This is a genomic window from Nitrosospira multiformis (assembly GCF_900103165.1).
GTDB classification, from domain to species: Bacteria; Pseudomonadota; Gammaproteobacteria; order Burkholderiales; family Nitrosomonadaceae; genus Nitrosospira; species Nitrosospira multiformis_D.
Map to the genome: position 1 here is coordinate 1,420,038 of NZ_FNKY01000001.1, position 23,870 is coordinate 1,443,907.

The 23,870-nt window shown below is 50.9% G+C and carries 27 protein-coding genes and 1 tRNA gene; 8 read left to right on the forward strand and 20 right to left on the reverse strand.

Annotated features, from left to right (window positions below):
• The first annotated feature begins 26 nt into the window (after nt 1–26).
• Nucleotides 27–641 (forward strand): undecaprenyl diphosphate synthase family protein, encoded by a 615-nt coding sequence (locus BLR00_RS06330; protein ID WP_074631602.1) that lies wholly within the window; start codon nt 27–29, stop codon nt 639–641.
• 899 nt (nt 642–1,540) lie between these two features.
• The gene (locus BLR00_RS06335; RefSeq protein WP_074631603.1) at nt 1,541–1,942 is read left to right on the forward strand and encodes a hypothetical protein; all 402 of its coding nucleotides are present in this window, start codon (nt 1,541–1,543) and stop codon (nt 1,940–1,942) included.
• Nucleotides 1,943–2,281: 339 nt separating this feature from the next.
• Here the strand turns inward: BLR00_RS06335 and BLR00_RS06340 are convergent, their stop codons facing one another.
• Entirely contained in the window at nt 2,282–2,560 is a 279-nt protein-coding gene (locus BLR00_RS06340; protein ID WP_074631604.1) for a hypothetical protein, read from the reverse strand.
• A 373-nt stretch (nt 2,561–2,933) separates the two neighbouring features.
• The gene (locus BLR00_RS06350) at nt 2,934–3,266 is read right to left on the reverse strand and encodes a hypothetical protein (RefSeq protein WP_074631606.1); all 333 of its coding nucleotides are present in this window, start codon (nt 3,264–3,266) and stop codon (nt 2,934–2,936) included.
• A gap of 612 nt (nt 3,267–3,878) precedes the next feature.
• Here BLR00_RS06350 and BLR00_RS06355 point away from each other — a divergent pair.
• The gene (locus BLR00_RS06355; RefSeq protein ID WP_074631607.1) at nt 3,879–4,058 is read left to right on the forward strand and encodes a hypothetical protein; all 180 of its coding nucleotides are present in this window, start codon (nt 3,879–3,881) and stop codon (nt 4,056–4,058) included.
• A 207-nt stretch (nt 4,059–4,265) separates the two neighbouring features.
• On the opposite strand, the gene BLR00_RS06360 is transcribed toward BLR00_RS06355, so the two are convergent.
• From BLR00_RS06360 to petA, 10 genes are all read right to left on the reverse strand, one after another.
• The gene (locus BLR00_RS06360; RefSeq protein ID WP_074631608.1) at nt 4,266–5,111 is read right to left on the reverse strand and encodes an aldo/keto reductase; all 846 of its coding nucleotides are present in this window, start codon (nt 5,109–5,111) and stop codon (nt 4,266–4,268) included.
• A 159-nt stretch (nt 5,112–5,270) separates the two neighbouring features.
• Nucleotides 5,271–5,681, reverse strand: a complete 411-nt coding sequence (locus tag BLR00_RS06365; RefSeq protein WP_074631609.1) for a hypothetical protein — start codon at nt 5,679–5,681, stop codon at nt 5,271–5,273.
• Between the two features lie 190 nt (nt 5,682–5,871).
• Nucleotides 5,872–6,411, reverse strand: coding sequence for a DUF1269 domain-containing protein (locus tag BLR00_RS06370; RefSeq protein ID WP_074631610.1), 540 nt, complete (start codon nt 6,409–6,411; stop codon nt 5,872–5,874).
• A gap of 484 nt (nt 6,412–6,895) precedes the next feature.
• Nucleotides 6,896–7,945, reverse strand: coding sequence for a DUF4394 domain-containing protein (locus BLR00_RS06375; protein WP_074631611.1), 1,050 nt, complete (start codon nt 7,943–7,945; stop codon nt 6,896–6,898).
• Nucleotides 7,946–8,844: 899 nt separating this feature from the next.
• Nucleotides 8,845–8,920 (reverse strand) — tRNA-Thr (locus BLR00_RS06380).
• Nucleotides 8,921–8,992: 72 nt separating this feature from the next.
• Nucleotides 8,993–9,421, reverse strand: coding sequence for a ClpXP protease specificity-enhancing factor (locus BLR00_RS06385; protein ID WP_074631612.1), 429 nt, complete (start codon nt 9,419–9,421; stop codon nt 8,993–8,995).
• Nucleotides 9,418–10,017, reverse strand: a complete 600-nt coding sequence (locus BLR00_RS06390; RefSeq protein ID WP_074631613.1) for a glutathione S-transferase N-terminal domain-containing protein — start codon at nt 10,015–10,017, stop codon at nt 9,418–9,420. Before BLR00_RS06390 ends, BLR00_RS06385 begins: the two co-directional genes overlap by 4 nt.
• Before the next feature lie 55 nt (nt 10,018–10,072).
• The gene (locus BLR00_RS06395; protein ID WP_074631614.1) at nt 10,073–10,810 is read right to left on the reverse strand and encodes a cytochrome c1; all 738 of its coding nucleotides are present in this window, start codon (nt 10,808–10,810) and stop codon (nt 10,073–10,075) included.
• Entirely contained in the window at nt 10,807–12,054 is a 1,248-nt protein-coding gene (locus BLR00_RS06400; RefSeq protein WP_074631615.1) for a cytochrome b, read from the reverse strand. The genes BLR00_RS06395 and BLR00_RS06400 overlap by 4 nt, the downstream gene beginning before the upstream one ends.
• A complete protein-coding gene (petA, locus tag BLR00_RS06405) occupies nt 12,054–12,656 on the reverse strand; it encodes a ubiquinol-cytochrome c reductase iron-sulfur subunit (protein WP_074631616.1) in 603 nt (200 codons plus the stop codon). Before petA ends, BLR00_RS06400 begins: the two co-directional genes overlap by 1 nt.
• Before the next feature lie 269 nt (nt 12,657–12,925).
• On the opposite strand from petA, the gene yacG reads away from it, so the two are divergent.
• Entirely contained in the window at nt 12,926–13,114 is a 189-nt protein-coding gene (gene yacG, locus BLR00_RS06410) for a DNA gyrase inhibitor YacG (RefSeq protein ID WP_074631617.1), read from the forward strand.
• Nucleotides 13,115–13,183: 69 nt separating this feature from the next.
• Here the strand turns inward: yacG and BLR00_RS06415 are convergent, their stop codons facing one another.
• Both BLR00_RS06415 and BLR00_RS06420 read right to left on the reverse strand, forming a co-directional pair.
• Nucleotides 13,184–14,125, reverse strand: coding sequence for a Nudix family hydrolase (locus BLR00_RS06415; RefSeq protein ID WP_074631618.1), 942 nt, complete (start codon nt 14,123–14,125; stop codon nt 13,184–13,186).
• 15 nt (nt 14,126–14,140) lie between these two features.
• A complete protein-coding gene (locus BLR00_RS06420) occupies nt 14,141–15,019 on the reverse strand; it encodes an ATP-binding protein (protein ID WP_074631619.1) in 879 nt (292 codons plus the stop codon).
• Between the two features lie 406 nt (nt 15,020–15,425).
• Between BLR00_RS06420 and BLR00_RS06425 the strand changes: the two genes are divergently transcribed.
• Entirely contained in the window at nt 15,426–15,905 is a 480-nt protein-coding gene (locus tag BLR00_RS06425; RefSeq protein ID WP_074631620.1) for an EF-hand domain-containing protein, read from the forward strand.
• A gap of 180 nt (nt 15,906–16,085) precedes the next feature.
• Here BLR00_RS06425 and argJ read toward each other — a convergent pair whose 3' ends face one another.
• The 6 genes from argJ to BLR00_RS06455 form a co-directional block, all read right to left on the reverse strand.
• The gene (gene argJ, locus BLR00_RS06430; protein ID WP_074631621.1) at nt 16,086–17,324 is read right to left on the reverse strand and encodes a bifunctional glutamate N-acetyltransferase/amino-acid acetyltransferase ArgJ; all 1,239 of its coding nucleotides are present in this window, start codon (nt 17,322–17,324) and stop codon (nt 16,086–16,088) included.
• Nucleotides 17,325–17,431: 107 nt separating this feature from the next.
• A complete protein-coding gene (locus tag BLR00_RS06435; RefSeq protein ID WP_074631622.1) occupies nt 17,432–17,659 on the reverse strand; it encodes a sulfurtransferase TusA family protein in 228 nt (75 codons plus the stop codon).
• Nucleotides 17,660–17,755: 96 nt separating this feature from the next.
• Complete coding sequence (locus BLR00_RS06440; RefSeq protein WP_074631623.1) at nt 17,756–18,709, reverse strand: ADP-ribosylglycohydrolase family protein; 954 nt, start codon at nt 18,707–18,709, stop codon at nt 17,756–17,758.
• A gap of 74 nt (nt 18,710–18,783) precedes the next feature.
• On the reverse strand, nt 18,784–18,963 hold the full coding sequence (locus BLR00_RS06445) for a Trm112 family protein (RefSeq protein ID WP_074631624.1): 180 nt from the start codon (nt 18,961–18,963) through the stop codon (nt 18,784–18,786).
• Nucleotides 18,964–19,179: 216 nt separating this feature from the next.
• On the reverse strand, nt 19,180–19,593 hold the full coding sequence (locus BLR00_RS06450; protein WP_074631625.1) for an ExbD/TolR family protein: 414 nt from the start codon (nt 19,591–19,593) through the stop codon (nt 19,180–19,182).
• A gap of 36 nt (nt 19,594–19,629) precedes the next feature.
• Nucleotides 19,630–20,244 (reverse strand): MotA/TolQ/ExbB proton channel family protein, encoded by a 615-nt coding sequence (locus tag BLR00_RS06455; RefSeq protein ID WP_074631626.1) that lies wholly within the window; start codon nt 20,242–20,244, stop codon nt 19,630–19,632.
• A gap of 380 nt (nt 20,245–20,624) precedes the next feature.
• Here BLR00_RS06455 and xseA point away from each other — a divergent pair, with 380 nt between their 5' ends.
• The 3 genes from xseA to BLR00_RS06470 all read left to right on the forward strand — a co-directional run bounded on the left by xseA (nt 20,625) and on the right by BLR00_RS06470 (nt 23,785).
• Nucleotides 20,625–21,968, forward strand: coding sequence for an exodeoxyribonuclease VII large subunit (gene xseA, locus BLR00_RS06460; protein WP_074631627.1), 1,344 nt, complete (start codon nt 20,625–20,627; stop codon nt 21,966–21,968).
• Between the two features lie 217 nt (nt 21,969–22,185).
• Nucleotides 22,186–22,560: a DUF423 domain-containing protein gene (locus BLR00_RS06465; RefSeq protein ID WP_074631628.1), complete on the forward strand. Its 375-nt coding sequence runs from the start codon at nt 22,186–22,188 to the stop codon at nt 22,558–22,560.
• A 46-nt stretch (nt 22,561–22,606) separates the two neighbouring features.
• On the forward strand, nt 22,607–23,785 hold the full coding sequence (locus tag BLR00_RS06470; RefSeq protein WP_074631629.1) for a THUMP domain-containing class I SAM-dependent RNA methyltransferase: 1,179 nt from the start codon (nt 22,607–22,609) through the stop codon (nt 23,783–23,785).
• Nucleotides 23,786–23,870: the final 85 nt, after the last annotated feature.

The window sequence follows — 23,870 nt, forward strand, 5'->3', positions numbered from 1 at the left end:
CCAGATCACGTCTATTGAGGACCACCATGGCAAGAAACAGCACCCCGCGTCATATTGGTTTCATTCCTGACGGAAATCGCCGTTGGGCCCTGGACCAGGGTTTGCCTAAAGAGCAGGGGTATGTTCATGGCATCGATCCGGGATTGTCATTGTACGAAATATGTAAAGAACGCGGGATCCCCGAGGCTTCTATTTATTGTTTTACGCAGGATAATACCAAGCGACCTTCCGCTCAGAAGCTTGCATTTACCGATGCATCCGTGGCATTTGCTTTTGAGATTGCGCGGCGCGGCGCGGCGCTGCTGGTCGTTGGTGATGAAACCTCGGCACAATTTCCCAAGGTCCTGGACGTGTTCAGGCAGCGCCAGGGCACCGGGATGAAGGTGAATCTCCTCATTAACTATGGCTGGGAATGGGACCTGGGTGGTCTTAAGAATGGGAGCCTGCGTTCAAACGAAGTTTCACGCCTGGATCTCATAGTGCGATGGGGAGGCGGGCGCCGCTTGAGCGGTTTTCTTCCGGTGCAATCGGTGTATGCGGATTTTTATGTTCGAGACGAATATTGGCCGGATTTTGATCCCCAGCATTTCGAGCACGCGCTATCCTGGTTCAAGAGGCAGGACCGGTCATTTGGCGGGTGATTCAATCGACCATTCAACGGCACCTGCTACTCGCATCCCGAATGAAACATGCGCCATCCTGTATTGAACCCAAATTCGGCAGTTGACCGCTCATTTAATAGATCAGTATTATGATTAATAACAATATCTCGTATTATTTCACGCTCACCTTCTGGGTGAGTTCGCTACGGGGCAGATTGCACGGTTTTTACGGCGCATGGCAGTGTTGCAACTCCTTGGAATGGAATAACCATTCCGCGTCGTTGCGCCTTGCCCTGCACCCCAAAAACCGCACACTCCGCCCCGTCCAACTGCCGGATTTAGGTTGAACTTAAATCCGGTCCCGTTGCGGGTCACACCTTCCTGCGGAAGGCACTCTCCATCCTCGCGGTGTTGCACCATTCCGTATCGTTACGCCCTTGCCCTGTGACCCCCCACAGCAGCACACAACCCATCCAACTGCTGGATTTAGGGTGAAGATCAGTGAACAGAATGTCTTTTTTCTGATCCATTAATCGGATAATTCGCTTTTCAGCACGATTGCCTGATCACACTATTCAGGTCCGGCCACGGCACAACTTCCATGTCCCAATTTTGTTGCCGCAGCGATTCCACGAGGTGCCGTTCTTATACGTAAGATAATGATTTTACTATGGTTAGCATCGATCGCTTTACGGCCGCATTTTTTGTCATTATCCCTAAGCACTAAATTCAAGATTTCACAAATTAATCACATCTATGTGACATCTTCTTGACATATGGTGTGGCAGTCTGTTCATCATGAAATATACATAGAGCAAGAATTATTCTATACATTTCATAAAGCGGGGAAAGTAATTCATGAGCTCGTCCGCCCTATTAGGCTATTCTTCAGGCAACTGCCAGGTGCTTATCTCATGTTGGATTAAAGGAGAGATACTATGAAGCAATTGCTTTTTCATGTTTTGATGGTTTGTCTGTTTCTCCCCATCCTGTGGTTAATCGGTATTTCATTAAATGACTATGGCTTCCCTTTAATGGAAAAATACCACGATAAGTCCATAAAATTTTTCGTCGCACTTCCTTACTGCCTGCTTATTGCGGCATCGTTATATGGATCTGGTTGGGTTGCAGAGCGCTTATCCGGTTCTCTGGTAAGGAAATTCGGAAAACCCGATGAAAATCCCCAGCTTGAAACCGGATGGCCGACCAAGGTGTTCGACCCGAAACTCATGGAAAAGAATCGTTCTGTTTTCATAAAAAATGTCGACAACTGGTTAAAAGATAATATGCTGGCAAGAGTGATTTTTGGCCTCATTATTGGCCTTGTCATAGTTTTGTAATGACACCAGAACGGGTTGTAGCTGCTTTGGGTTTTATGCCCGTTTGCTGGTATATTCATAAACAATAAAGAAAAACTAGATTTAATGTGTTGATTGGGGCGCTGTCATAAATCCTGCATGTTGGTCTGATAAGATCATTCCAGGTGTTTACATTTCCCCTTTTGTAAACATCCTGGATCGCTATCTCCTCTGGTAGTGATCACCGAGCCCGGCCACGGTGAATTCCGTCCCGGGCTTTTTTTTGACCGGAAATCGTGCCACTCGCGCGACGGGCGTTGATTCAACCTGAATCTGGCAGCTGGATGGGTGGAGTATGCGATTCTTTTCCTAAAATCCAGCTCAATGCTTTGTTTGTCCCGATCCTCCACAGACGTTCAATAGCACGCCTATCAGGTTCACCATGCCGTCAATGAGCAAATCCAGATGCTCCTTGTCGGGCTCGAATGCACGCAATAATGCCAGTGTTTGATCTACCGGCACTTCCCCATGGTTTATCTGATGGTGCGCAAGATTCAAGGCAAGCAGTCGCGCGCATTCCGCAAGCTGCTCTTTTGTCGCTTTCTCCATCAGCATATCCGCCAGTTCATATGTCTGGTCGAACGTTGACATCTCAGTCATAATATTTGCCTGTTATGAGGTAAATCCAATTGCGTACCGATTACGCCCGTTCATGGATTCTCTCCGCCTATCCCTGCTCCAAGCGAGCATAAATGAGAAACGCCAGATTCGTCGTTCCGCTCGTGTTCAAGAGACGAAAAATAGTCAATCAGCGGGAGAAATCATTCCCTCGCATGTTAACCGCATTGCCAGGTTTTACTATTGGACTGAAGTACGCCTATCTGACTGATGGGCAAGGAGCAAGCCGGGACATTAAAAAGTCACTGATGGCCTGCGGGGAAGCGAATCGGAGAAGCGGTGCGTGAGAAATTGGTAACCCTGAACTGCCAACGCGTATCGATTGAATTTTACTTGCGGGTGATATGCTGCATTCTTATTTCTTCCGTCTGTCACGCTGCCGTCTCTCCCCCGTTTCCTCCCTATTTGTCTCGTCCTCGGGTTCATTAGCATTAGCGGCATTGGGTTTGCAAATATCGGACACAATCTGCAGAGCCCTTTGGTGAGCCGAAGTAATGGCTGCTTGAGATTCGCCACCCTTGGCAAGCGTTTGCAGAAGATCAACAAGCTCTTTTTTAGTGTGGGAAGGCAGCGTTGCCATAAGAGCCTCAACGATGTAATGAGACCGTTGAAGTTCCTCAAGCGAGGGGCCCGAGACTTGCTGAGTGGGTTCAATAACTTCCTTATTTGATGCTTTCGCATGTTTCATGGCCAATATCTCCTAAAGAGGCTACGAGCACGATGCACTCTCAATACCTCGGGATCAATCTATTCAATGGCGCCGGCCATGGCTGCGCCGGTCGGGTAGCTCTCTCTCACCGGGGCCTTGCTGATTATTGGGATCGGGCCGTCTTCTACTATATTGCCGCCTTTCCGGTCCCCTTCGTTTATATTCCCGCTTTGAATTCAAGTCTCTGGAAGGAAAAGAACGGAATAAGGGAATAACATTGGGCGGCAGCGATGAGTCATCCATTTTCATAGTCCTATCATTGATCGATCAAATTCAAATTTAAGTGGAGCCTGATGCCGGATCATTTGCGCCGTCAGGTTTAATACTCTCGTCTACACTGTTTCCATTAAGGAAATCGAAAACATACCTGTGCCAATCTTAGCATTCCCCTTCTAAAATGACAAAATCCCTTGCGGATGGATGCCATGAGCATTCAAGAAAGCGGTTGGAAGGCAGGGGATTGAGTCAAGTACGCGGCTATATGACAGGTGTCACGGCGTGGTGTTCATTACCCTGTTGTGATGCCCGTTGATCCGTGCGATCCTTCTAATATTAAAGTGAGACCTATCAACCATTTTTAAGGAGTTCAACATGTCAGCAGCCTCGGATGCAAAAAGAATGTTTGTTGAAAATCTCAATTCATTTGGCAATGAGCAAAGTCAGCCGGAAAAATATAAGCTTTACCTTGGCCTGATCTATCTGGTTGCATCGGTAGAACAGATCCAACAGGATTTGGATCAAATTAAGCAACTATTAGCCAAACGGCATTAAATTTCTATATCCATATGCAGAAAAGCCTGCAATTCTTGCGACAAATGGCAATTTTTATCGTTGGCGGCGAACAGGTATTGTCGGCCCCAGGAAACAAGTCGTGCCCGGAAAATCGGAACAACTATGCATGTGGAAGTCAGTATCAGGTAAATTGTTTCAAGGGCTATGGAAAAGTGTGGCTTCTCTATATTTTTACTATTTTGAAACCTAGAACTCTTCGTATCGGGCGGGATCCTGATCGGAGGTACGGCCGTCCGGGCGCGCGAGGGTAGCGATTACGTTCATATCTTCAGGCGAGAGCTCGAAGTGGAAGATGGACAGATTCTCGATCTGGCGCTCCCTGGAGGCCGCCTTCGGCAGCGGGATTGCGCCGAGCTGGACATGCCAACGCAGGATCACCTGCGGGATCGTCTTGCCGAGGCGATCGGCAACGGCTTTGATTGTTGCGTCCTGAAGAAGTTGGTTCGCCCGACCGAGCGGGCTCCATGATTGCGTGACGATGCCATGGGACTTGTCCCACATGCGCTGCTCGGCCTGTGGAAAGTATGGGTGCAATTCAACCTGGTTGACGCTCGGCGTTTCGCTCGTCTCATCTATGATCTTCTCCAGATGTTCGGGCAGGAAGTTACACACGCCAATGGAGTGGATAAGCCCCCGCGTCCTTGCCTCGACGAAGGCTTGCCAAGCTTCGGTATAGAGGCCTTTGCTCGGGTTAGGCCAATGGATAAGATAAAGGTCGTAGTAATCGAGCTGCGCCCGGTAGAGCGATTCCTCGATGGTGGTGATCGCCTCGTCGAAGCGATGATGGCGTCCGGGCAGCTTCGAGATCACGCGCAATTCCTCGCGCGGAACGCCTGCTCGCCTGATCGCTTCGCCAACGGCGCCCTCGTTTTCGTAGTTGAAGGCGGAATCGAGCAGCCGATAACCCGTCTTGATGCCGCTGACGATACTTGCTACTCCGGCTGAGCCATTCAGTCTATAGGTGCCGAAGCCGATGGCGGGCAAGGTAGTGCCATCGTTGAGCGTGATGTCGGGGATAGAAACATTCGTCATCGTCTTTTCTTTTGCATTCTTATTGTGCTGGGGTTTGGTCTGCTACGTGGGCTGTCTGAGCTGGACGATGGGGTCAAGTCTTGTTTCTTGCTAGTCGTTGCTCATTCATAATGCGACTCACTCGGGAGTAATCCAATCTGAAATGATCCCCGATCTCCTTCATACTGTAACCACCGTGGCATAAGCATCGAAGATCACCTCGTCTCGTCCATGTGCCTCGTCGATCTGGGTTAACGGCTTTGGTGGTGGCCGTCGCTGGGCGGTAGGGATTTCTCGATAAAAAGCATCCGCATCGAGAGTGCGCTGCAGGCTCGCCACAAATTTATCAGAACCCAGAAAAATCTGGTTCTTCAATTTCTCCCACGGCCCCGGTTGATGTTTACCGTCTGCCACAAAATCCATGTAACGCCGTATGGCCTCGCGACGATGCTCAGAAAAGGCAGCCAGAAGCCCGTCGATTGTCAGCCAGGACGGTCTCTCACACAGCCTCGCCGTGGCGCGATAACTGCTCCATGGACCATTGGTCTGGAGCATGCACCATACGAGCCCTGACCGGATTGAGGACAACATAGCGGGCCAGTTCCAACAGGTACGATTCCTTCTGCACGATAATCGCCTTGTAACGGCCCTGGAATACATGCCCCGCCCGTCTGACCCCAGGTAGGATCTACTGGACTACTTGAAGCGTAGTGATAATCAGGCATGCATCGGAACCGCCATACGGTGCAATGCGCATTGCTTATTGTACCCTACATCTCAGCTATGCTGTGATGGGAGGTGTTGAATCTGCCAGGGCTTCCTGAAGCTTTTTCTCCTGCTCGGGAGACAGGGACGTTCGCATGACCTTGCCTTTAATGCCAGAGAGCTCCGCCAGAACTCTTTCCGGCTGCGCCTTACGTACGAGAATGAAAAGTGCCGACGAGTTGATGGGAATGGTTTTGCCCAACGACTTGATGAAATCATCGTCGATGCCGTAGTCGGAGAGCGAGCCGGACAGCGCACCTGCCCCGACGCCGATTGCACCGCCCAATATAAAGCCGGCAAAGGGATGTAGAAATAGCAGTCCGACCAGGGCTCCCCATAAGCTGCCGGAAATGAAAATAAAACTGGAACTGGTCGTCGATCCGGTAGTGGTAAGATTAATGCTCTGCTTGAGGTGGATCTTGCCGGCCTCGTCGCGGATGACGACAACGGCGTCCTCAAGATCTATCAGGTGTTCCTTTTTTAATTTGGCAAGCTTGAACAAAACACGATCGGCTTCTTCGGCATCTTTAAAACCCACTACAACCAGTTCAGACATATTTTTCTCCTGTCATAAAGATATTGCTAGCCGGAATGCATAAAACTATCCGGTCAAATTTCCGAAAGAAAGTTCATGGGGATCTTTTGTGTTCTTCCCTCCATCGGTCAATGGGGTTCATGAGACGCAAATTGTTCCACTTGAACTGGGATTTGGACGATGCCTAGCCTGCGGCTGCAATGGGAATAATATAGTAATTATCGGATCTCATTGCGCCGGTCTTCCGTTCGGCGCCGTACAGAAAAGAGTGGGGCATACGGTATGGAATGCGCTTCTGGCATGACATAAAAAAGACGGCGGACTCAAGTCTTGTTTCTTGGCATTGCCAATCGTTGCTGTTTCACAATACGGCTCACCCGGGAGTAATGCAATCTGAAATGATCCCTGATCTCCTTCATACTGTAACCACCGCTGGCGTATGCATCATAACGATGCAATAAGGCTAACCACCTATTGCACCGTATGGATTGCGTCTTGCTGCGTTCTACCTGAATGCATTGATTACAATGTGCGACAGAATCCGCCGCCGACGCATCGCAAATCCAAAGACTCCCAAGCCGAGTAACGCTAAAGTGCTGGGTTCTGGCACGGTGGCCAAAGACGTGAGGCCACGCAAGGTCTGACCACCACCAATGGCACCGATGGAAGTGGCGTTTCCAGAAGCCAAGTCAATCGTGACCAGATCCGAAAAGAGGCTACCAGGCGCTGTCAACACGGCAAAAGCGACATTATTGGCTGTGATCTCAAGCTCGGCCAATTCCGACGTGTCGAAGCCCAACGCACCTATCGTGGTCAGTACTCCAAGGTTTGGGTTCAGCGGGCTGCCCCCGGGGGTGCCTATGCCGCTGCCAGGATGGCCGCCTTGAAAAACAAGGATGTCCAACACAGAGTCGATGTCGTACATCGTGGTTTCGTCCGCACCGGAAAAATTATTATTATAGGCTTTCGCGACGATGTGGGGAGCGCTCCCCGCGTTGGGGTCCCCCGCGGCGAAGGCCAAGTTTGCGTCAGATTGCACACCTAGCGTCGCCGGATCGAAGTCGACCACCGCTCCACTGTCGGGATCAATCCGCTGGTTTTGCGAAGTGTTACTGACTAGGCGAAGGCGGTCGTATTCGGGATTAAAGTCAACACTGAACTTTGTGCCGCTGAGAGCCACGGCAAAGGCGTTGCCGACCGGGGACGCCATTCCGCTGATCATGTCAATGGTGTAAAGGTGATTGGTGCTTCCCACCCCGTAGATTAGTCCGTTGGCTGGTCTCCGATCGATGCTTACGATTTCTTCATTGAGCTGCAAGCCAGTGATAGCCACGTTGTGGCTGATCACGCCAGGCGTAGCACTATTGAAAGTTAACAGATGATTCGACGTCGTGAGCCCGACGAGTAGTGCGGCTCTCGCTTCCCTGTCTCCGCCGAGAAGCAAGCCTAAGATAACCAGACCAAATGCGATCAGTCCTCGCATCTCCACCCTAATGAAATACGTAACACCCATACAGTTGGCTTCAGATGCAACAAGTTTCGACATTTCGTTCATGTAGGCCTCCTTTGATTGGTTCTGTCGCGTTAATTGTGAAAATGTAGATGAATGGATGAGTATGTATGGCACCCTAGACAAAACTCGCGGACTGGGCTGATCCGAAGCGGACGTTCAACGGGCGGCGCTATTCGCTACGTCCCTATCGAAGGAGCTCTCTAACCAAAGCTGTTGTTCATCGTGTCAGGCCTAAATTTTCGATGAACCCAATGCAGACCAGGGGAAAAGTGTTCGGTTCCGCAACGTTAGCCACAACAATGGCATCAATCTGGACAATCTTGTCGAAGCTTTATATCGAACGAATAATGCTGAAGATTTGATGCAAGTTTCGGACCAAAAGGTCAAGTACCTGTTTTATATGGTCGCGATGACCACACCCAAAGCCGACCTGTAAGAATTTTCGACAGCAACTTTCAGAATGCGATACGACTTGGACGACTTTAGCCGGAGGCGACAGCCAACTGTCGCTCATGACTTCACGCCCCAGCGACTTGCCGATGAGTACTGACGATGACCTGTTGGAGGCCTGGCGCCTTGGTGGCGAATCCGTGAATGGCAGGTCATGGCACATGCCGGCGAATGGGCCAGTGGTATCTGCTAGCTATCTGCTAGTTCAAGATGTACCCTCGAATTTTCTGGGAAATTGAAAATTTCAGGAAGCGGGGTTGAAATAAACAATTACTTACATAATTATGTAAGTAATTGTTTATATTTATTATTCTATGGATCCACAACTAGGGCTCGAACCTGGGACCTGCGGATTAACAGTCTCTAGCACTGATCGGTCACTTTTTGTAGGTATTTACCGGATTTTACGTAGGCCATTCCTAGAGAGTTACCCCGGCGTTACCCGATCATAAATAAAGAATAGCTTCCTCACAGTAAGCCATTGTTATTATTGGTGCCGACACCAAGAGTCGAACTCGGGACCTTCTGATTACAAATCAGCTGCTCTACCAACTGAGCTATGCCGGCGCGGGTGTCATTATAGAGATTGGAAAGCGAGGGAGCAAACTTGTGAAGGGGCGTTGCAAAAACGATCGGGAATTATTTGATGACCTGGAAGCGACGCTTTTTACCCATAAGGGCGGGCGAAATTTGCGGAGATGACGGCGGTTTATCCGGATTCTCAACGTCATTCGCAGGTTGTGCCGTATCTGCATCCTCCTCCGGTGGGAAAAGAATACCCTGTGTGGTTTCCTTGGCAAAAATTCCCTGAACTGCATTCACCGGTATTGAGATCTCGTGCGATAAGCCGCTAAAGCGGGCAGAAAACTGGATGATATCGTTGCCTAGCGTAAGATGATGCGCCGCATCAAAACTGATGTTGAGTATGATCTCACCGTTCCTCACAAATTCGTTTGGTACACGAGTCTGGCCGTCCACCTTCACCGATAGATAGGGGGTATAACCACTTTCGGAACACCATTCGTAAATGGCGCGAATCAGATAGGGTTTGGTGGAAAGCTCTTTCATTTGCGCATTGCTTTCTCGGAAGCGGTGAGCGCATCAATGAACGCCGGTCTGCTGAACAAACGCTCGGCAAACTTCAATAGTGGCGCAGCTTGCTTGGGCAACTGAATGCCATAGTGATCTAGCCGCCAAAGAAGTGGCGCAATCGCTACATCGAGCATGGAAAACTCATCTCCCAGCATATATTTCTGTTTGACGAATACCGGTGCAATCACCGTCAGATTATCGCGGATCGTCGCGCGCGCCTTATCTGATGTTTTCTGATTGCTGCTCTCGACGAAGTCGATATGGCAAAAAAGTTCCTGCTCGAAGCGATGCAGAAACAGCCGTGCACGGGCACGCATTACCGGATCCGCGGGCATGAGTTGCGGATGGGGAAAGCGGTCATCAATGTATTCGTTGATGATATTGGATTCATACAAAATGAGATCGCGCTCCACCAGTACCGGCACCCGGCTATAGGGCGTCATTACCGCCAGATCTTCCGGCTTGTTGTGAAGATCGACATCGATAATCTGAAAATCCATTCCCTTTTCATACAGCACGATACGGCAGCGATGGCTGAATGGGCAGGTGGTGGCTGAGTACAGCGTCATCATAAATTGTTACTTCCCAACATAATTGAACTAAACACCTTCGGCGAAATTGGGATAATTAGTGGACATCCTTCCAGTATTCCAGTTTCAGGGCGTAGGTCAGCCCCAGCATGGCGAACAGGAAGAGCATCACGATAATTCCCAATTGTACCCGTTTTGTGGCTGCAGGTTCCCCCACGTAAACCAAATAGTTCACCAGATCAGCGATATACATATCATATTCAGTTTTCGAAAGCGTGCCGGGTGCATCCTGTTTCAATTCCTTGACTTCATGCTTGCCACCGTGGCCGTCATCGATGGTTTTAACCGCAACAGACTGTATTCCTTGTAATTGATAGAGTGCATGGGGCATGGCAACCTTATCGAATAACAGGTTATTCCAGCCGGTCGCTGTCGATTCATCACGGTAAAATTTGCGAAGATAGGTATAGAGCCAGTCTGCGCCACGAGAGCGGGCAATCACCGACAGATCGGGTGGAGGTGAGCCGAACCACTGTTTAGCTTCCTTTTTCCTCATGGCGACCGTCATGAGTTCACCTACTTTTTGCCCGGTAAATATCAGATTATCGCTGATCTGAGTTTCGCTGAGATCCAGGTCTCTGAGCCGGTTGTAGCGCATGTATTCGGTGCTGTGGCAAGCCAGGCAATAATTGACATAAGCCTGTGCGCCGCGTTGCAGGGAAAGCTTATCCGTGGGATGAATGGGCGCTTTATCCAGTTTCATTTCGGAACCGCTGGCAAATGCGACAAGGGGAGCCAGACAGAAAATAAATAAAATATGGGCTATTTTTCTCATTCTTTCACTCTTGTCGGCTCAGGCTTGGTTTTGTCTATCTTGCTGTACCACGGCATAAGAATGAAGAAGGCGAAGTAGATGACCGTGAATATTTGTGCCAGCAGCGTATAGAGAGGCGTGGGGGATTTCGTGCCGAGCCAGCCGAGCACAAAAACGCTAATGACGAAAAGCGTGAGGGCGATCTTGAAATAAGGCCCCTTATAACGAATCGATTTTACGGGGCTGCGGTCCAGCCAGGGCAACAGGGCAAAGATCGCGACCGAAGCGCCCATCAGCACGATGCCCCAGAGTTTTGCGTCTACCCAGAGAAAGTTGACGGTAACCGCCCGCAACATGGAGTAGTAAGGGGTGAAATACCATACCGGGGCGATATGATCGGGGGTTTGCAGCGTATTGGCGGGAACGAAATTATTATACTCAAGGAAATAACCGCCCATCTCCGGTGCAAAAAATATGATGCCGCAGAACACGATTAAAAACCCAACCACCCCGAAAATGTCCTTCACCGTGTAATACGGGTGGAAGGGGATGCCATCCACCGGAATATGGGTTACCGGATCCTTGTTTGCCTTGATTTCAATGCCGTCCGGATTATTTGAGCCAACTTCATGCAATGCGACGACATGGACAAATACCAGCGTCACGAGCACGACTGGCAGGGTCACCACATGATAGGCGAAGAAACGGTTAAGCGCGGCATCCGACAGCATGAAATCGCCCAGGATCCAGTTGGAGAGGGTTTGTCCGACCACCGGGATTGCGCCAATCATGCTTATGATCACCTGGGCGCCCCAGTAGGACATCTGGCCCCACGGCAAAATGTATCCCGTAAACGCCAGCATCATCAGGATAAAGAAGATGCCCATGCCGATCAGCCAGAGGAGCTCGCGCGGCTTCCGGTAGGAACCATACATCATTCCGCGAAACATATGCAGGTAGACCACCACGAAGAACATGGATGCGCCGGTGGAGTGCATGTAGCGGATCAGCCAGCCGAAATCGACGTCTCGCATGATGTATTCGACCGAGGCGAATGCCATGCTGGCGTCCGGCTTGTAGTTCATGGTGAGAAAAATGCCGGTGAGAAGCTGGTTCACCAGCACAAGGAAGGCAAGTGAGCCGAAGTAGTACCAGAAATTGAAATTCTTCGGTGCGTAATACTCGGCGAGATGGTACTTCCAGGTCTCGGTTAAAGGAAAGCGCGCATCCAGCCATTCCCTCATTGAATCCAGTCGCTTGCTCATTATGCGGACTCCTTATCAGATCCGATCAACAAGAGGTTGTCGCTCAAATACATATGAGGAGGAACAAGCAGATTGGTTGGTGCGGGAACACTTTTGTAGACGCGGCCCGCCAGGTCGAATTTGGAACCATGGCAGGGACAGAAAAAACCACCCAGCCAGTCGGCTCCAAGATCCGCGGGCGCGATGTCCTTGCGATAAACGGGAGAACATCCCAGGTGGGTGCAGACACCTTCCACTACCAGAATTGCCGGCTTGATGGAGCGCGTTTCATTCTGGGCGTAAGCAGGCTGCTGGGGTTTTTCCGATTTGGGGTCGGTGACCTGATTGTCAAGTTTCTTCAGGGTGGCCAGCATCTCGGGGGTGCGGTCCAATATCCACACAACCTTGCCACGCCATTCCACCATCAATAGCATGCCCGGTTCAATTTTGCTGATATCAACCTCAACCGGCGCCCCGGCCGCCTTGGCGCGTTCACTGGGCATCATGGCCATCACGAAGGGTGTTGCGACGGCGGCGGTTGCGATCGCGCCCCCTACCGAAGTTACGGCGATGAGAAAACGCCGGCGGCTACTCATTTCCTGTTTTTTTTCAATGTCTGCCATATTTTGCAGTCCCGTTTTCCGGTTTGTAATCTTTAAAAAAAACCTGTAAAAAACTTAACCATTTTAGCATAGTATGTATTGGAAAATAAATATTGATAAGAAAACATATTGATTGCATGGCGGAAATCGTAAGAACCTTGGGTCATCCAGCGCCGGATACGTTATCTTTTCTTCGGTCTTATACTTACCCCCGGTTATCCGTACAGGGGAAATGTCGCGATTTCTCATTTTAATCTATAATATTTCTACAATTAGCCCGGATGTTTTATATGAAGCAACCCGTCGTCAATTGCCCCCAGTGCGGTAAGATTATTATCTGGAATTCCGCCAATCGTTACCGCCCATTTTGCTCGGAGCGCTGCAAGATGATCGATCTGGGACAGTGGGCCACCGAATCCTATCGTATTCCGGAATCGGAGAAACAAGAAGGTGAGACATTAAAGAAGGATGAGAAATAGAGAGCTGGCTCAAGTTGGGTTGGCAAACTGCAAACTGTTAATACAGCTCCATTCACTAAAAAATAATGTCTACACAATAGCTCGCATCATGGCGATGCCGTGGCCGCCATGTTCCCATGCCGTGGTTAAATCCTCCTGGCGCAAGCCGCCCAACGCATATACTGGAAGTGAGCACTCCCGGACAAGCGTGGCAAATTTTTGCCATCCCAACGTTTTCGATTCAGGATGGCTCAATGTTGGCAGCACGGGCGCAAGTACTACAAAACTCATACCTAATCGCTCGGCTTGAAAAAGCTCCTCCGCATTGTGACAGGATGCCCCACACAAGTCGATGCCGGGCAGCTCCGTAAGATTCATCAATTGTGATGACGGGAAATGGACTCCATCCGCACCAACTTCGCGGCACAAGCGAATGTCCTCGTTTATTAACACCTTAGCGCCGTAACGATGAGCCAGCTTAACCACTTCACCAGCAAAAACATGCAACGCTTCTTTCATCATTCCCTTTTCACGTACCTGCACCAGCCGCAAGCCCGCTTGCAACGCATGTTCTATCCGCGTTAATGAAAGTTTTATTCCCAATTCCATTGCGTTGGTAATTGCATAAACCGGCGGCAAATCGAGTGCTCGCAATACCGGCGCATTGGCCGGCAGCATGGGTTCAACTGCGACATTGTTCGCAAACTGCCACGACAATTCCTGATTTTCTTGAGGATAGGGTTCACCATGCCATTGCACCACGCGATAAAAATGCAGACATACGGCAGCATGGGGATAGGTAAACGTGCGGGTGATCCAGGGATAGGCATGTTCGACATGTATGCCCAGTTCTTCCAGCAGTTCACGCCTGAGTGCATGCAACAGCGATTCATCAGGCTTCACTTTGCCGCCGGGGAATTCCCAGTAACCGGCATAGGGCTTGCCTGCAGGCCTGCGAGCGAGAAGGAAGCTGCCATCAGGCCGGGTAATGACCGCGGCGGCGACTTTGACAATATCAGAAGGATGAAACATGGTGAAAGGAATTTCTTACCGCTCCCCGCCGAATCCCGCTTTCTGTTTCCCTGCCCAATCACGCGCGAACTGCCAGGCGACGCGTCCACTTCGGGAACCCCGTCCCAGCGCCCATTGCAACGCCGCTTCGCGTATGGGAGGAGTCACTTCCTCGATACCGAAATAGGCGAGCCACTGGCCGGCAATGTCAAGGTATTGATCTTGATCGAAAGGATAGAATGATAGCCATAGACCGAAGCGTTCCGACAGCGAAATTTTCTCCTCGACAGATTCACTTGGATGGATTTCTCCCTCGATATGCCGGGTATCCAGATTGTCGCGCATGGATTCCGGCATCAGATGACGGCGATTGGAAGTGGCGTAGACCAGCACATTCTCTGAGGCGGTAGCGATGGAACCATCCAGCACCACCTTCAATGCCTTGTAGCCAGGCTCATCGGATTCGAACGACAGATCGTCGCAATACAGGATGAAGCGCTCCGGACGCCGGTATATCTTTTCGACGATATCGTGCAAGCCGGTGAGATCATGCTTTTCCACCTCAATTAAACGTAATCCGGCGGTGGCGTACTTGTTAAGCATTGCTTTCACCAGCGACGACTTGCCTGTACCACGTGCGCCTGTAAGCAGTACGTTATTGGCGGGATAGCCCTGCACGAACTGATAGGTGTTTCGGTCTAGCAGTTCTTTTTGCCGCTCGACGCCTCGCAATGCATCGAGCGAAATGCGATGAGGGTGGGTGACAGGCTGTATGAACCCGGTGTGGCCGTGTTTTCGCCACCGGAACGCTACAGCGGTATCCCAGCCGGGGTCAGGCTGTTCAGCGGATAGCAGCCCTTCCAGACGGGAGAGCAACGTTTCGGCGCGATTGTATAGGGTGTCCCGGCTATTCATGTGCATTAATAGTGGATATCTGAATAATAATCAGCCAGGAATAGTCATTTATCATCGATCTACCTGACCCCCGCGATTCCTGATCATACAGTTTATTCGACAGGTAATTGCCAAATCTCTTCAAGGGGCAGTGCTCCTGATGACGGCACCGCCATACGATCTTGGGGTTTGCACTTGAGCATCTCCCTTATGTGCGCTATCGTACGGAACGGTACCCTGGGAAACGCGACAATTTAGTGTGTTACAGCAGTATCCGCAAGGGTATCGGTTTTCCGAAGCGTAACAGATCGCTCATGCGCAGGTCTTTAAAAACAGATCTTCCTAATGAGTTACCACCAGCGGCAAGCGCGTGCCTTTTTGAAAGCTTGCTATCAAAAACCAAGTACGACAACCAGGAGAAAATACCATGAATAAGATGCCCAGCAAAAAATCAATTACTTCTCTCGCCCTTGGAACCGCCATTGCTGCTGCGCTTAGCGCTGCGCCCATCGCCTCCGCGGGAGAGAGTCCTTTTGCCGTGCAATCCATAGGTAAAGGCTACATGGTGGCGGAGTATCATGAGGGAAGTAAAAAGGAAGGATATGGTGAAAAGAAATCCGGTGAAGGCCGATGTGGAATGTCCATGGCGGATACCGATAAAGATGGCCGAGTCAGTAAGGAAGAGCATGCCCGCCATAGTCAGTTAATGTTTGAAAAAATGGATGCCAATGGAGACGGGTATATCGACAAGGACGAAGCGGATAAAATGAGAATGAAATATAAGCGTAGTCATTCGCAAGGGTCTGGTCAGGGATACGGAAATCCCGGTCAAGCTCCGCTGGCGGGTGAATACGCAGCAGGCTGGGGTGGGAAAAACCTGCAGCACATGAAACCCATGGGCGAATAGGAATACCCGATGTTGACCACTTTATCCGGCCAGCATCGGTGATAGGATTTGAAAGCGCGGGTCGTTGAAAGGAAGGATAGTTGTGCGCTTTGTCAGGGCGCGCAACTATCGTCTTTTATACGGTTAGTTTTGAGGCCTGCCTTGCCTCGCTGATTATTGCCTATTGCACAGGTGTATGGGCTAACTTCGATAATCCGCATTGATCTTTACATAATCATAAGACAGATCACAGGTCCATATCGTGGTAGACGCCGAGCCTCTATCAAGCACAACCCGCACGGTGATTTCAGATTGTTTCATTACTCGCTGTCCGTCCTGTTCCCGGTAGCCGGATGCCCTGCCGCCATTCTCTGCGACCAATACGTCATCCAGATAGAGTTGCAACCTGTTCACGTCAAGCCCATCTATACCCGCGTAACCAATAGCCGCGAGTATTCGGCCCAGATTAGGATCGGATGCGAAGAAAGCGGTTTTAACGAGCGGTGAGCGAGCAATGGCGTATGCAGCCTGGTTGCATTCGTCTGGTGTCTTACCGCCTTCAATTCGTACGGTGATGAACTTGGTGGCGCCCTCCCCATCACGTACGATTGCTTGCGCAAGCTGCGCCGCAACTTCTGTTACCGCATCCTGTAGTGCGGTGAATCCGGAGCTTGCTTTATCCGTGATTGCCGGATTGCCGGCATGACCTGTGCCAATCAGAATGAAAGCGTCATTAGTGGAAGTATCGCCATCCACGGTGATGCGGTTAAATGACTTATCCGCTGCATGCCGCACGATTTCCTCCAGCAGCGGTTGAGTCAAGGCCGCGTCGGTGGCTATATAACTCAACATTGTTGCCATGTTGGGGTGGATCATCCCGGAGCCTTTCGCAATGCCGGTAACAGTCACGGTCGTGCCGTCGAGTGAAATCTGCTTCGAGACCGCCTTGGAGACGATATCGGTTGTCATGATTGCCTGGGAGGCAGCGAACCAGTTGTCCGGCTTGAGGTCGGCTATCGCCGCGGGCAAGCCCGCGACAATTTTTTCCAGCGGCAGGGGCTCCATGATCACCCCGGTGGAAAAGGGCAGCACCTGATGACTGCCACAGCCCAGCAATCGGGCGAGCTCGGCACAAGTGGCGCGGGCGTGTGCAATCCCCTCCTTACCCGTGCCTGCATTGGCATTACCGGTATTGATGACCAATGCGCGGATCGAAGATCTGGAATCCGGATTCGAAAGATGCTCTTTAGCAATGACTACCGGCGCGGCGCAAAAAACGTTCTGCGTAAATAGGCCGGCGACGTTTGTACCCTCATTCAGTGTGATCACGAGCAAATCCTTACGGCCGGTTTTCCGGATTCCGGCTTCTGTAATGCCGAGAGATACGCCTTTTATCGGAAGCAGTTGTTCGGGGAGCGAGGGTATGAAATTAACAGGCATAATGATGTGGCTGGTGAGGTAATAAATAGATTCAAGGATTCAAAGTACAGGATTCAAAGAAATACGTTATGTTGCGATACTGCTATGTATATTAGTCACTAGTACATCTATTTTTTTTTAAAATAAAACATGAACTCTCCGGCTGTTTCCGAGAAGGATAGAAGTTCATTACCTGTCTGATCAGCGAAGACCTGGAAATCAATCACCGCACCAGGATCGGTTGCCAGGATTTTTAGTACTTGCCCGGTAGTCATTTCCGCCAGGGATTTTTTTGTTCGCAGAATAGGTAAGGGGCAGTTCAGCCCGCGCACATCCAGTTCACTGTCGCAATTCATGCGTCTCTTCCTCGACTCATTAACGGCTGGCTCATGCTATCCGGTTTATTATGCCCGAAATACGGTAAAGTGATCTCAGAGGGGAATGCGCAAGTTTCAGAGTGCCGCAAACGCGTCGGCAGCCGCGGCAAACTTTCCGTATCGTGCCAGCCATGAGAGTGGAATAGGGGATCCGGAGCTATTCTGTGTTGCCGCATGTGCCGCAACCAAGGCACCAAGCACGATTGAGCGCCCGCAACTATCGCCGCCGGCGCGAATGTTGGACTCGACTGCATCACGATAGCCGGACGCGTGTTGCGCAATATGGAAAATTACCGGCAGGCCTTCCGCGACATGGCAAGACATGCCAAAGTGCTGTGCAACCGCAACGCAATCCAGCGTGGGTAGGGCGAGCACCTCTTCAAGCAGGGGGGTGAGGGTATCCCCCGCAAATGGCAGGGCATTCGCCAATGCCTGGCCAATCGGAGTACCCTGCAGCATTTCAAACAAGGCCGCCGCCGAACACCGCGCCGCGGCGACCGCCAGTTCATTATTATTGGTTACGCGCACGGCTTCCTCGATCTGTCCAAGCAGCCCATCCAGCGTCCCGACGTGAGCCGCGACCAGCGCCGGGAGCGCTGCCAGGGCGGGAAGCTGATCATCATCGGCACCGGACGCCGCCGGGAATTCCGGGGGCTCCGTTGATAACAGCGTGCGCAAAGTCTGACGGGTAGGGGAGTCGATATAACCCACGAATGCACCGCCGGGCCCAAAATGTGCGCGATATTCGGTCTGATACCCGACACGATTGAATTTTCCATGTTTTGCCAGATGCTTCAGCATCAACAAGCACGTCTCGCCATAGCTGGTTGAGTCTCCGGGAGATTTGCTGCCATGGGCGAAGTACCCTTTAGAACCCGCATAATTGTCAGCATCAGGGTGCAGAAACACTAACCCCCTGGCAGCTTCAATTTCCGCAATGCGCGCTGGATCGTAGAGCCAGTGAAGGCCAAGCGCGGCGGAATCAGCCACGAGAGCGCCAAGGATAGCGGTGGTATTTGGATTCTTCATTGTATTGGGGGTCTTAAGTTCTGCGGAAAGGTTCTGCGTAAAGAATTACCCGGATTTCGATTATCAGGCGAACGCTAAACTTCTTCTTCGGGAGACAGCCTGCGTGCCTCGTCTTCCAGCATCACCGGGATACCGTCCCTAATGGGAAAAACCAGCCGATCCGCTTTGCAGATCAGTTCATTTTCCGATTTTCTGTAAAGCAGTGGTCCTTTGCATAATGGACATACCAGAATATCAAGCAATTTTGCGTCCATAAGTTATTACCTCAATTTTATAAGATCTTTTTAACCAGGCGGGATCAGCCTTCACGTTCAGCCAGCTACATAACCCTGAATCCGGTGGTTGTGCCTTATGCTGCACCAAAATTGTACGCTTCACCCTGTCCAACTACCGGATTCAGGATAATCCCAATTTCTTATTCGCAAAAGTCGTACATTTTAACGTCCGTTTCTATGACTGCGGGAATGCTATCAGGGATTTTCTGTCGTGAAAGTAATGTGACCATATCCCGCCAGGCGTGCAGCCTCCATAACCGCTATAACCGACTGGTGCGTGGCGTGCGCATCCGCATTAATGACAATTACCGGATCAGGGCGATCCCCCGCTGCGGCGCGCAATTCACTGCTGAGTCCTTCAGCGCTGGGATGTTTAACGGGTGTACGATTGACCATATAACTTCCGGCAGCGCTAATCGAGACGTCTATGACATTAGGGCGGTCAGCAGGCTTGCCGGATGTCGCCTGGGGCAGATTGATTTCAAGTTCGGAGAATTTCGAGTAAGTCGTGGTAATCATCAGGAAAATTAGAATGACCAATAATACGTCGATCATTGGCACCAGATTAATTTCAGGCTCTTCTTTTTGTCTGCCGCGCTGGAAATTCATAGGATTAGCAGTGTCGTGGCAACTGACGATAATTGATTAATCACGCCGCTCGCCGTGTATGATTTCCACCAGCTTGAGTGCCTGCAATTCCATTTCCACCACCAGCGCGTCGACTTTGGCACGGAAATGACGATAAAAAATCATGCTGGGAATAGCCACCAGGATACCAAATGCCGCATTATAGAGCGCCACGGAAATACCATGAGCAAGTTGTGCCGGATTGCCGCTTCCGGTAGAAGGCGTGTTCACACCGAAAATCTCGATCATGCCGACCAGGGTTCCGAACAGACCCATCAGCGGGCTCAGGGAAGCGATGGTTCCCAGCGTGGTGAGATAACGGTCAAGGTCATGCGCCACTGAACGCCCCGCTTCTTCGATGGATTCTTTCATGATTTCGCGCGTACTCTGGTCATTTCTCAAACCCGCCGCAAAAATCTGTCCGAGGGGAGAGTGATTCTGGAGACGGGTAAGCATATCTTCACTGACACCGCTTTTACGGTATTCGTGCACTACCTTTGGCAGGAGGTCTCTCGGCGTTACCACACTCAGGCGCAAGGTCCAAATGCGTTCACCAATAATGCCGGCGGCAACGACGGAAGCCAGGATAATCGGCCAGATTGGCCAGCCGGCAGCTTGAATCAAAGCGAACACGCGACAGTCTCCTTAGTAATCCGGTGCGTAAAATCAGAGCCATAATCTCAAATCCAGCCGCAAAAGCCGCATACTCCCACCGCTCGTTCAATTACCGGATTTAGGATAATGTATCTTGCTCATGTAATTTCGGCAAGGATAAGAGGATAAGAAGAGTTATTTTCTTGTCCACAATTGCTGTGGATAAGTTTGTGGATAATTTGCAGATAAGGGCATTAAGTCGGCCTCCCATAACAATATTTTTTGGGTAGGTTAATTTTTATACTTCTATATAATCGTTGTAAAACAGATAGTTATCCCTATCGATAGGATTCATGCGGGTTTGACCGGGGCAATTACGCAATTTCTGTTACAAATGTGGATTACTGTAGAATGTCAAGATGAATTTTCTTATGGAAATGGAGATTGCTCGCACCGTCGTGAGTGTGAGTGAATTAAACCGTGGTGCCAAGGACTTGCTTGAGCAGGCGTTTCCATTGTTATGGGTGAGCGGCGAAATCTCGAATATCAAATGCTACGGTTCGGGTCACTGGTATTTTTCTCTCAAAGACTCAAGCGCTCAAGTACGCTGCGTCATGTTCCGGGACAAAAATCAGTATCTCGGCTGGGAGCCCAGGGATGGCATGCAGGTGGAGGTACGTGCGCTTGTGACGTTGTATCAAGCGCGCGGAGATTTTCAGCTGAATATCGAGACCATCCGGCGGGTGGGGTCAGGTACGTTGTTCGAGGCTTTTGAGCAACTCAGGACTCGATTGGGAAAAGAGGGGCTGTTTGAGCCTGAGCGGAAAAAACCACTGCCGGTATTCCCCAAACAGATCGGTATCATTACTTCTCCAGCCGCCGCTGCATTGCATGATGTGCTGGTCACATTGCGGCGGCGCATGCCTTCGCTGCCGGTGATCGTATATCCCACGCCGGTGCAGGGTGCCGGTGCGGCCATAAAAATTGCGGCGGCTATTCAGAAGGCTGCAAGCCGCGCCGAGTGCGACGTACTGATTATATGTCGAGGCGGTGGCAGTATCGAGGATCTGTGGGCGTTTAATGAGGAGATTGTGGCACGGGCGATTGCTGCTTGTCCGCTTCCCATCATCAGTGGCGTGGGTCACGAGACCGACTTTACCATTGCTGATTTTGTTGCCGACATTCGCGCACCTACGCCAACCGGCGCATCCCAGCTCGTCTGCCCGGATCGGGAAGAATTGCTGCATCGTGCGAATATTCTGTATGGCCGCGTACAGCGGGATATGCGGCGCGGGATTGAAAGCCGCATGCAGAATACCGATTTGCTCGCAGGCCGGTTGGTGCATCCTGGAGAGCGGATTGATAACCAGCTGGCACACCTTCAGCGTTTGCGCGAACGGCTGGCTGGTTCGTGGCAACGGAACGCCGAGATCAGGTATTGGTGCTTACGCGACCTTGATCGGCGCATTGCCGTTATCCGGCCTGATATCTCCCGGCTGATCGAACGGCAGCAGGAACTAGGCCTTCGGTTGAATCGCGCAGGAGCCAGCCGCATCGAGATGCTCATAACGGGTTTACGGCGTCAGCAGGCCAACCTTGCGCATCTTCATCCGGCCTCGGTATTGGAGCGCGGCTACAGTATCGCGTATACCGCTGATGGCACAATACTGAGAGATAGTAGCCAGATAGACGTCGGCGATGTCATACGGATGAAATTTGCCAAAGGGTGGAGCAAGGCAAACGTGTCGGAGAAAGGTGAGTAGTATGGCGTATCCGACGCGCCCCAACGCTGACATCAACGTGATTATAAAAAATTTACGATCATTGTGGACATTTAGGGTGCGGTAATGCAGACTTGAGATATGCCTGATACCCCGCATTAATCCTCAGTACGCCAGGTACTGCTTTTCAGTATTAATCTATACGATTCCCCGGCTACTTTATTTTGTTTAGCCTTTTTTGCCAGGAAAATTATCTCCAATGCCAAGAACCTTCCTCATGCTCGGCGCTATCAATGCATTTTTGTGCGTAGCTCTCGGCGCTTTCGGTGCGCATGGTCTTAAACAGAGACTTTCCACAGATATGCTCGCGGTATATCAAACGGGGGTACAGTATCATTTTTATCATGCGCTGGGCCTGCTCGCGGTGGGTCTGATATTGCTGCATTTTCCGAAATCCAGACTGATCGTGTTCTCGGGTTGGTCGATGGTCGCGGGAATCATTCTGTTTTCAGTCAGTCTGTATGTGCTGAGTTTGACGGGGATACGCGGACTCGGCGCGATAACGCCGCTTGGCGGTGTTGCGTTTCTGAGTGCATGGGCAATGCTCGCTTATGGCGTATGGTCTGAAAAATGAGCCATGCTGTCGTAGTCCTGGTGGTACCGGTAACGCCATTGCAGCAGTGACGCTTCATTATTTTTTCGCTCCTTGCCCGCGCGGACTGGAGTCCGTACTCGTCACCGAGCTGGAACAACTCGGTGCTTCTTCTGTGCGGGGACGCGATGGCGGGGTACAGTTTCAGGGCGACTGGCGAATCTGCTACCGGGCTAATCTGGAAAGCCGCATTGCCAGCCGTGTTCTTTGGCAGGTTGCAAGCCAGCCTTATGCGAGTGAAACTGACGTATATAGGATCGCTCGCGCCTTGCCGTGGATTGAATGGTTTGCTCCCGCGCTCACTATCCGGGTTAATGTGGCTGCGATCAAGTGCCCATTGCGCAGTCTCGATTTTGTCACCCTAAAAATCAAGGATGCGGTCTGCGACAAATTTCGCGAGATTACCGGCGGTCGTCCCAGTGTGGATACGGTGCGGCCGGATATACGCATTCACGGCTTTCTTGATGCGCAGAAGTTTTCTTTATATCTGGATACCTCCGGCGATGCATTATTCAAGCGCGGTCTAAGAAAAACTTCCCGAGACGCTCCTATAAGGGAAAATCTGGCTGCCGGAATTTTGAATCTGACGGGTTGGCAGCCAGGCGTTCCACTGCTCGACCCGATGTGTGGCAGCGGTACCTTCCTGTTGGAAGCAGCGCAAATTTCATTAAATATCGCCCCTGGAGCGGGGCGCAGTTTTGCTTTTGAGAAGCTGAAGAAATTTGATGAGAAACTCTGGGTTCAGCTTAAGGATGCCGCCACGGCGCGGCAAAAACCGGTAGTCCGCCAGCCCTTATTCGGCAGCGATTTGTATGGTGACGTGTTGGCGGATGCTCGTGCAAATTTATCCGCCGCGGGATTTTCCGAGATTGTTACCCTGAAGCAGGCGAATGTGCTGGAGATCTCCGCACCCACACCGATGGGTTTTCTTGTCACCAATCCTCCCTACGGGGTTCGCCTGGGTGAGTCGGAAAGGCTTCTGGAGTTTTATCCGAAACTGGGAGATGTGTTGAAGAAAAAATTCAGTGGCTGGAACGCTTATATTTTTACCGCTGATCCGCTTCTGCCAAAATGTATACGCTTGACCGCCTCACGTCGCACGCCTCTGTTCAACGGCGCGCTGGAATGCCGTTTGCTGGAATATAAGATGGTTGCAGGTGGAATGCGGAGGGTTCGAGAAACGGATACTACACACCAGACAGACTAAGATTCTTCAAGTCCGACAGGCTGCTAGCCTATGAACTTGAAGAATCGTGCGTGTCTGACGGTGGAAAATTACGCGCAAGTCTGAT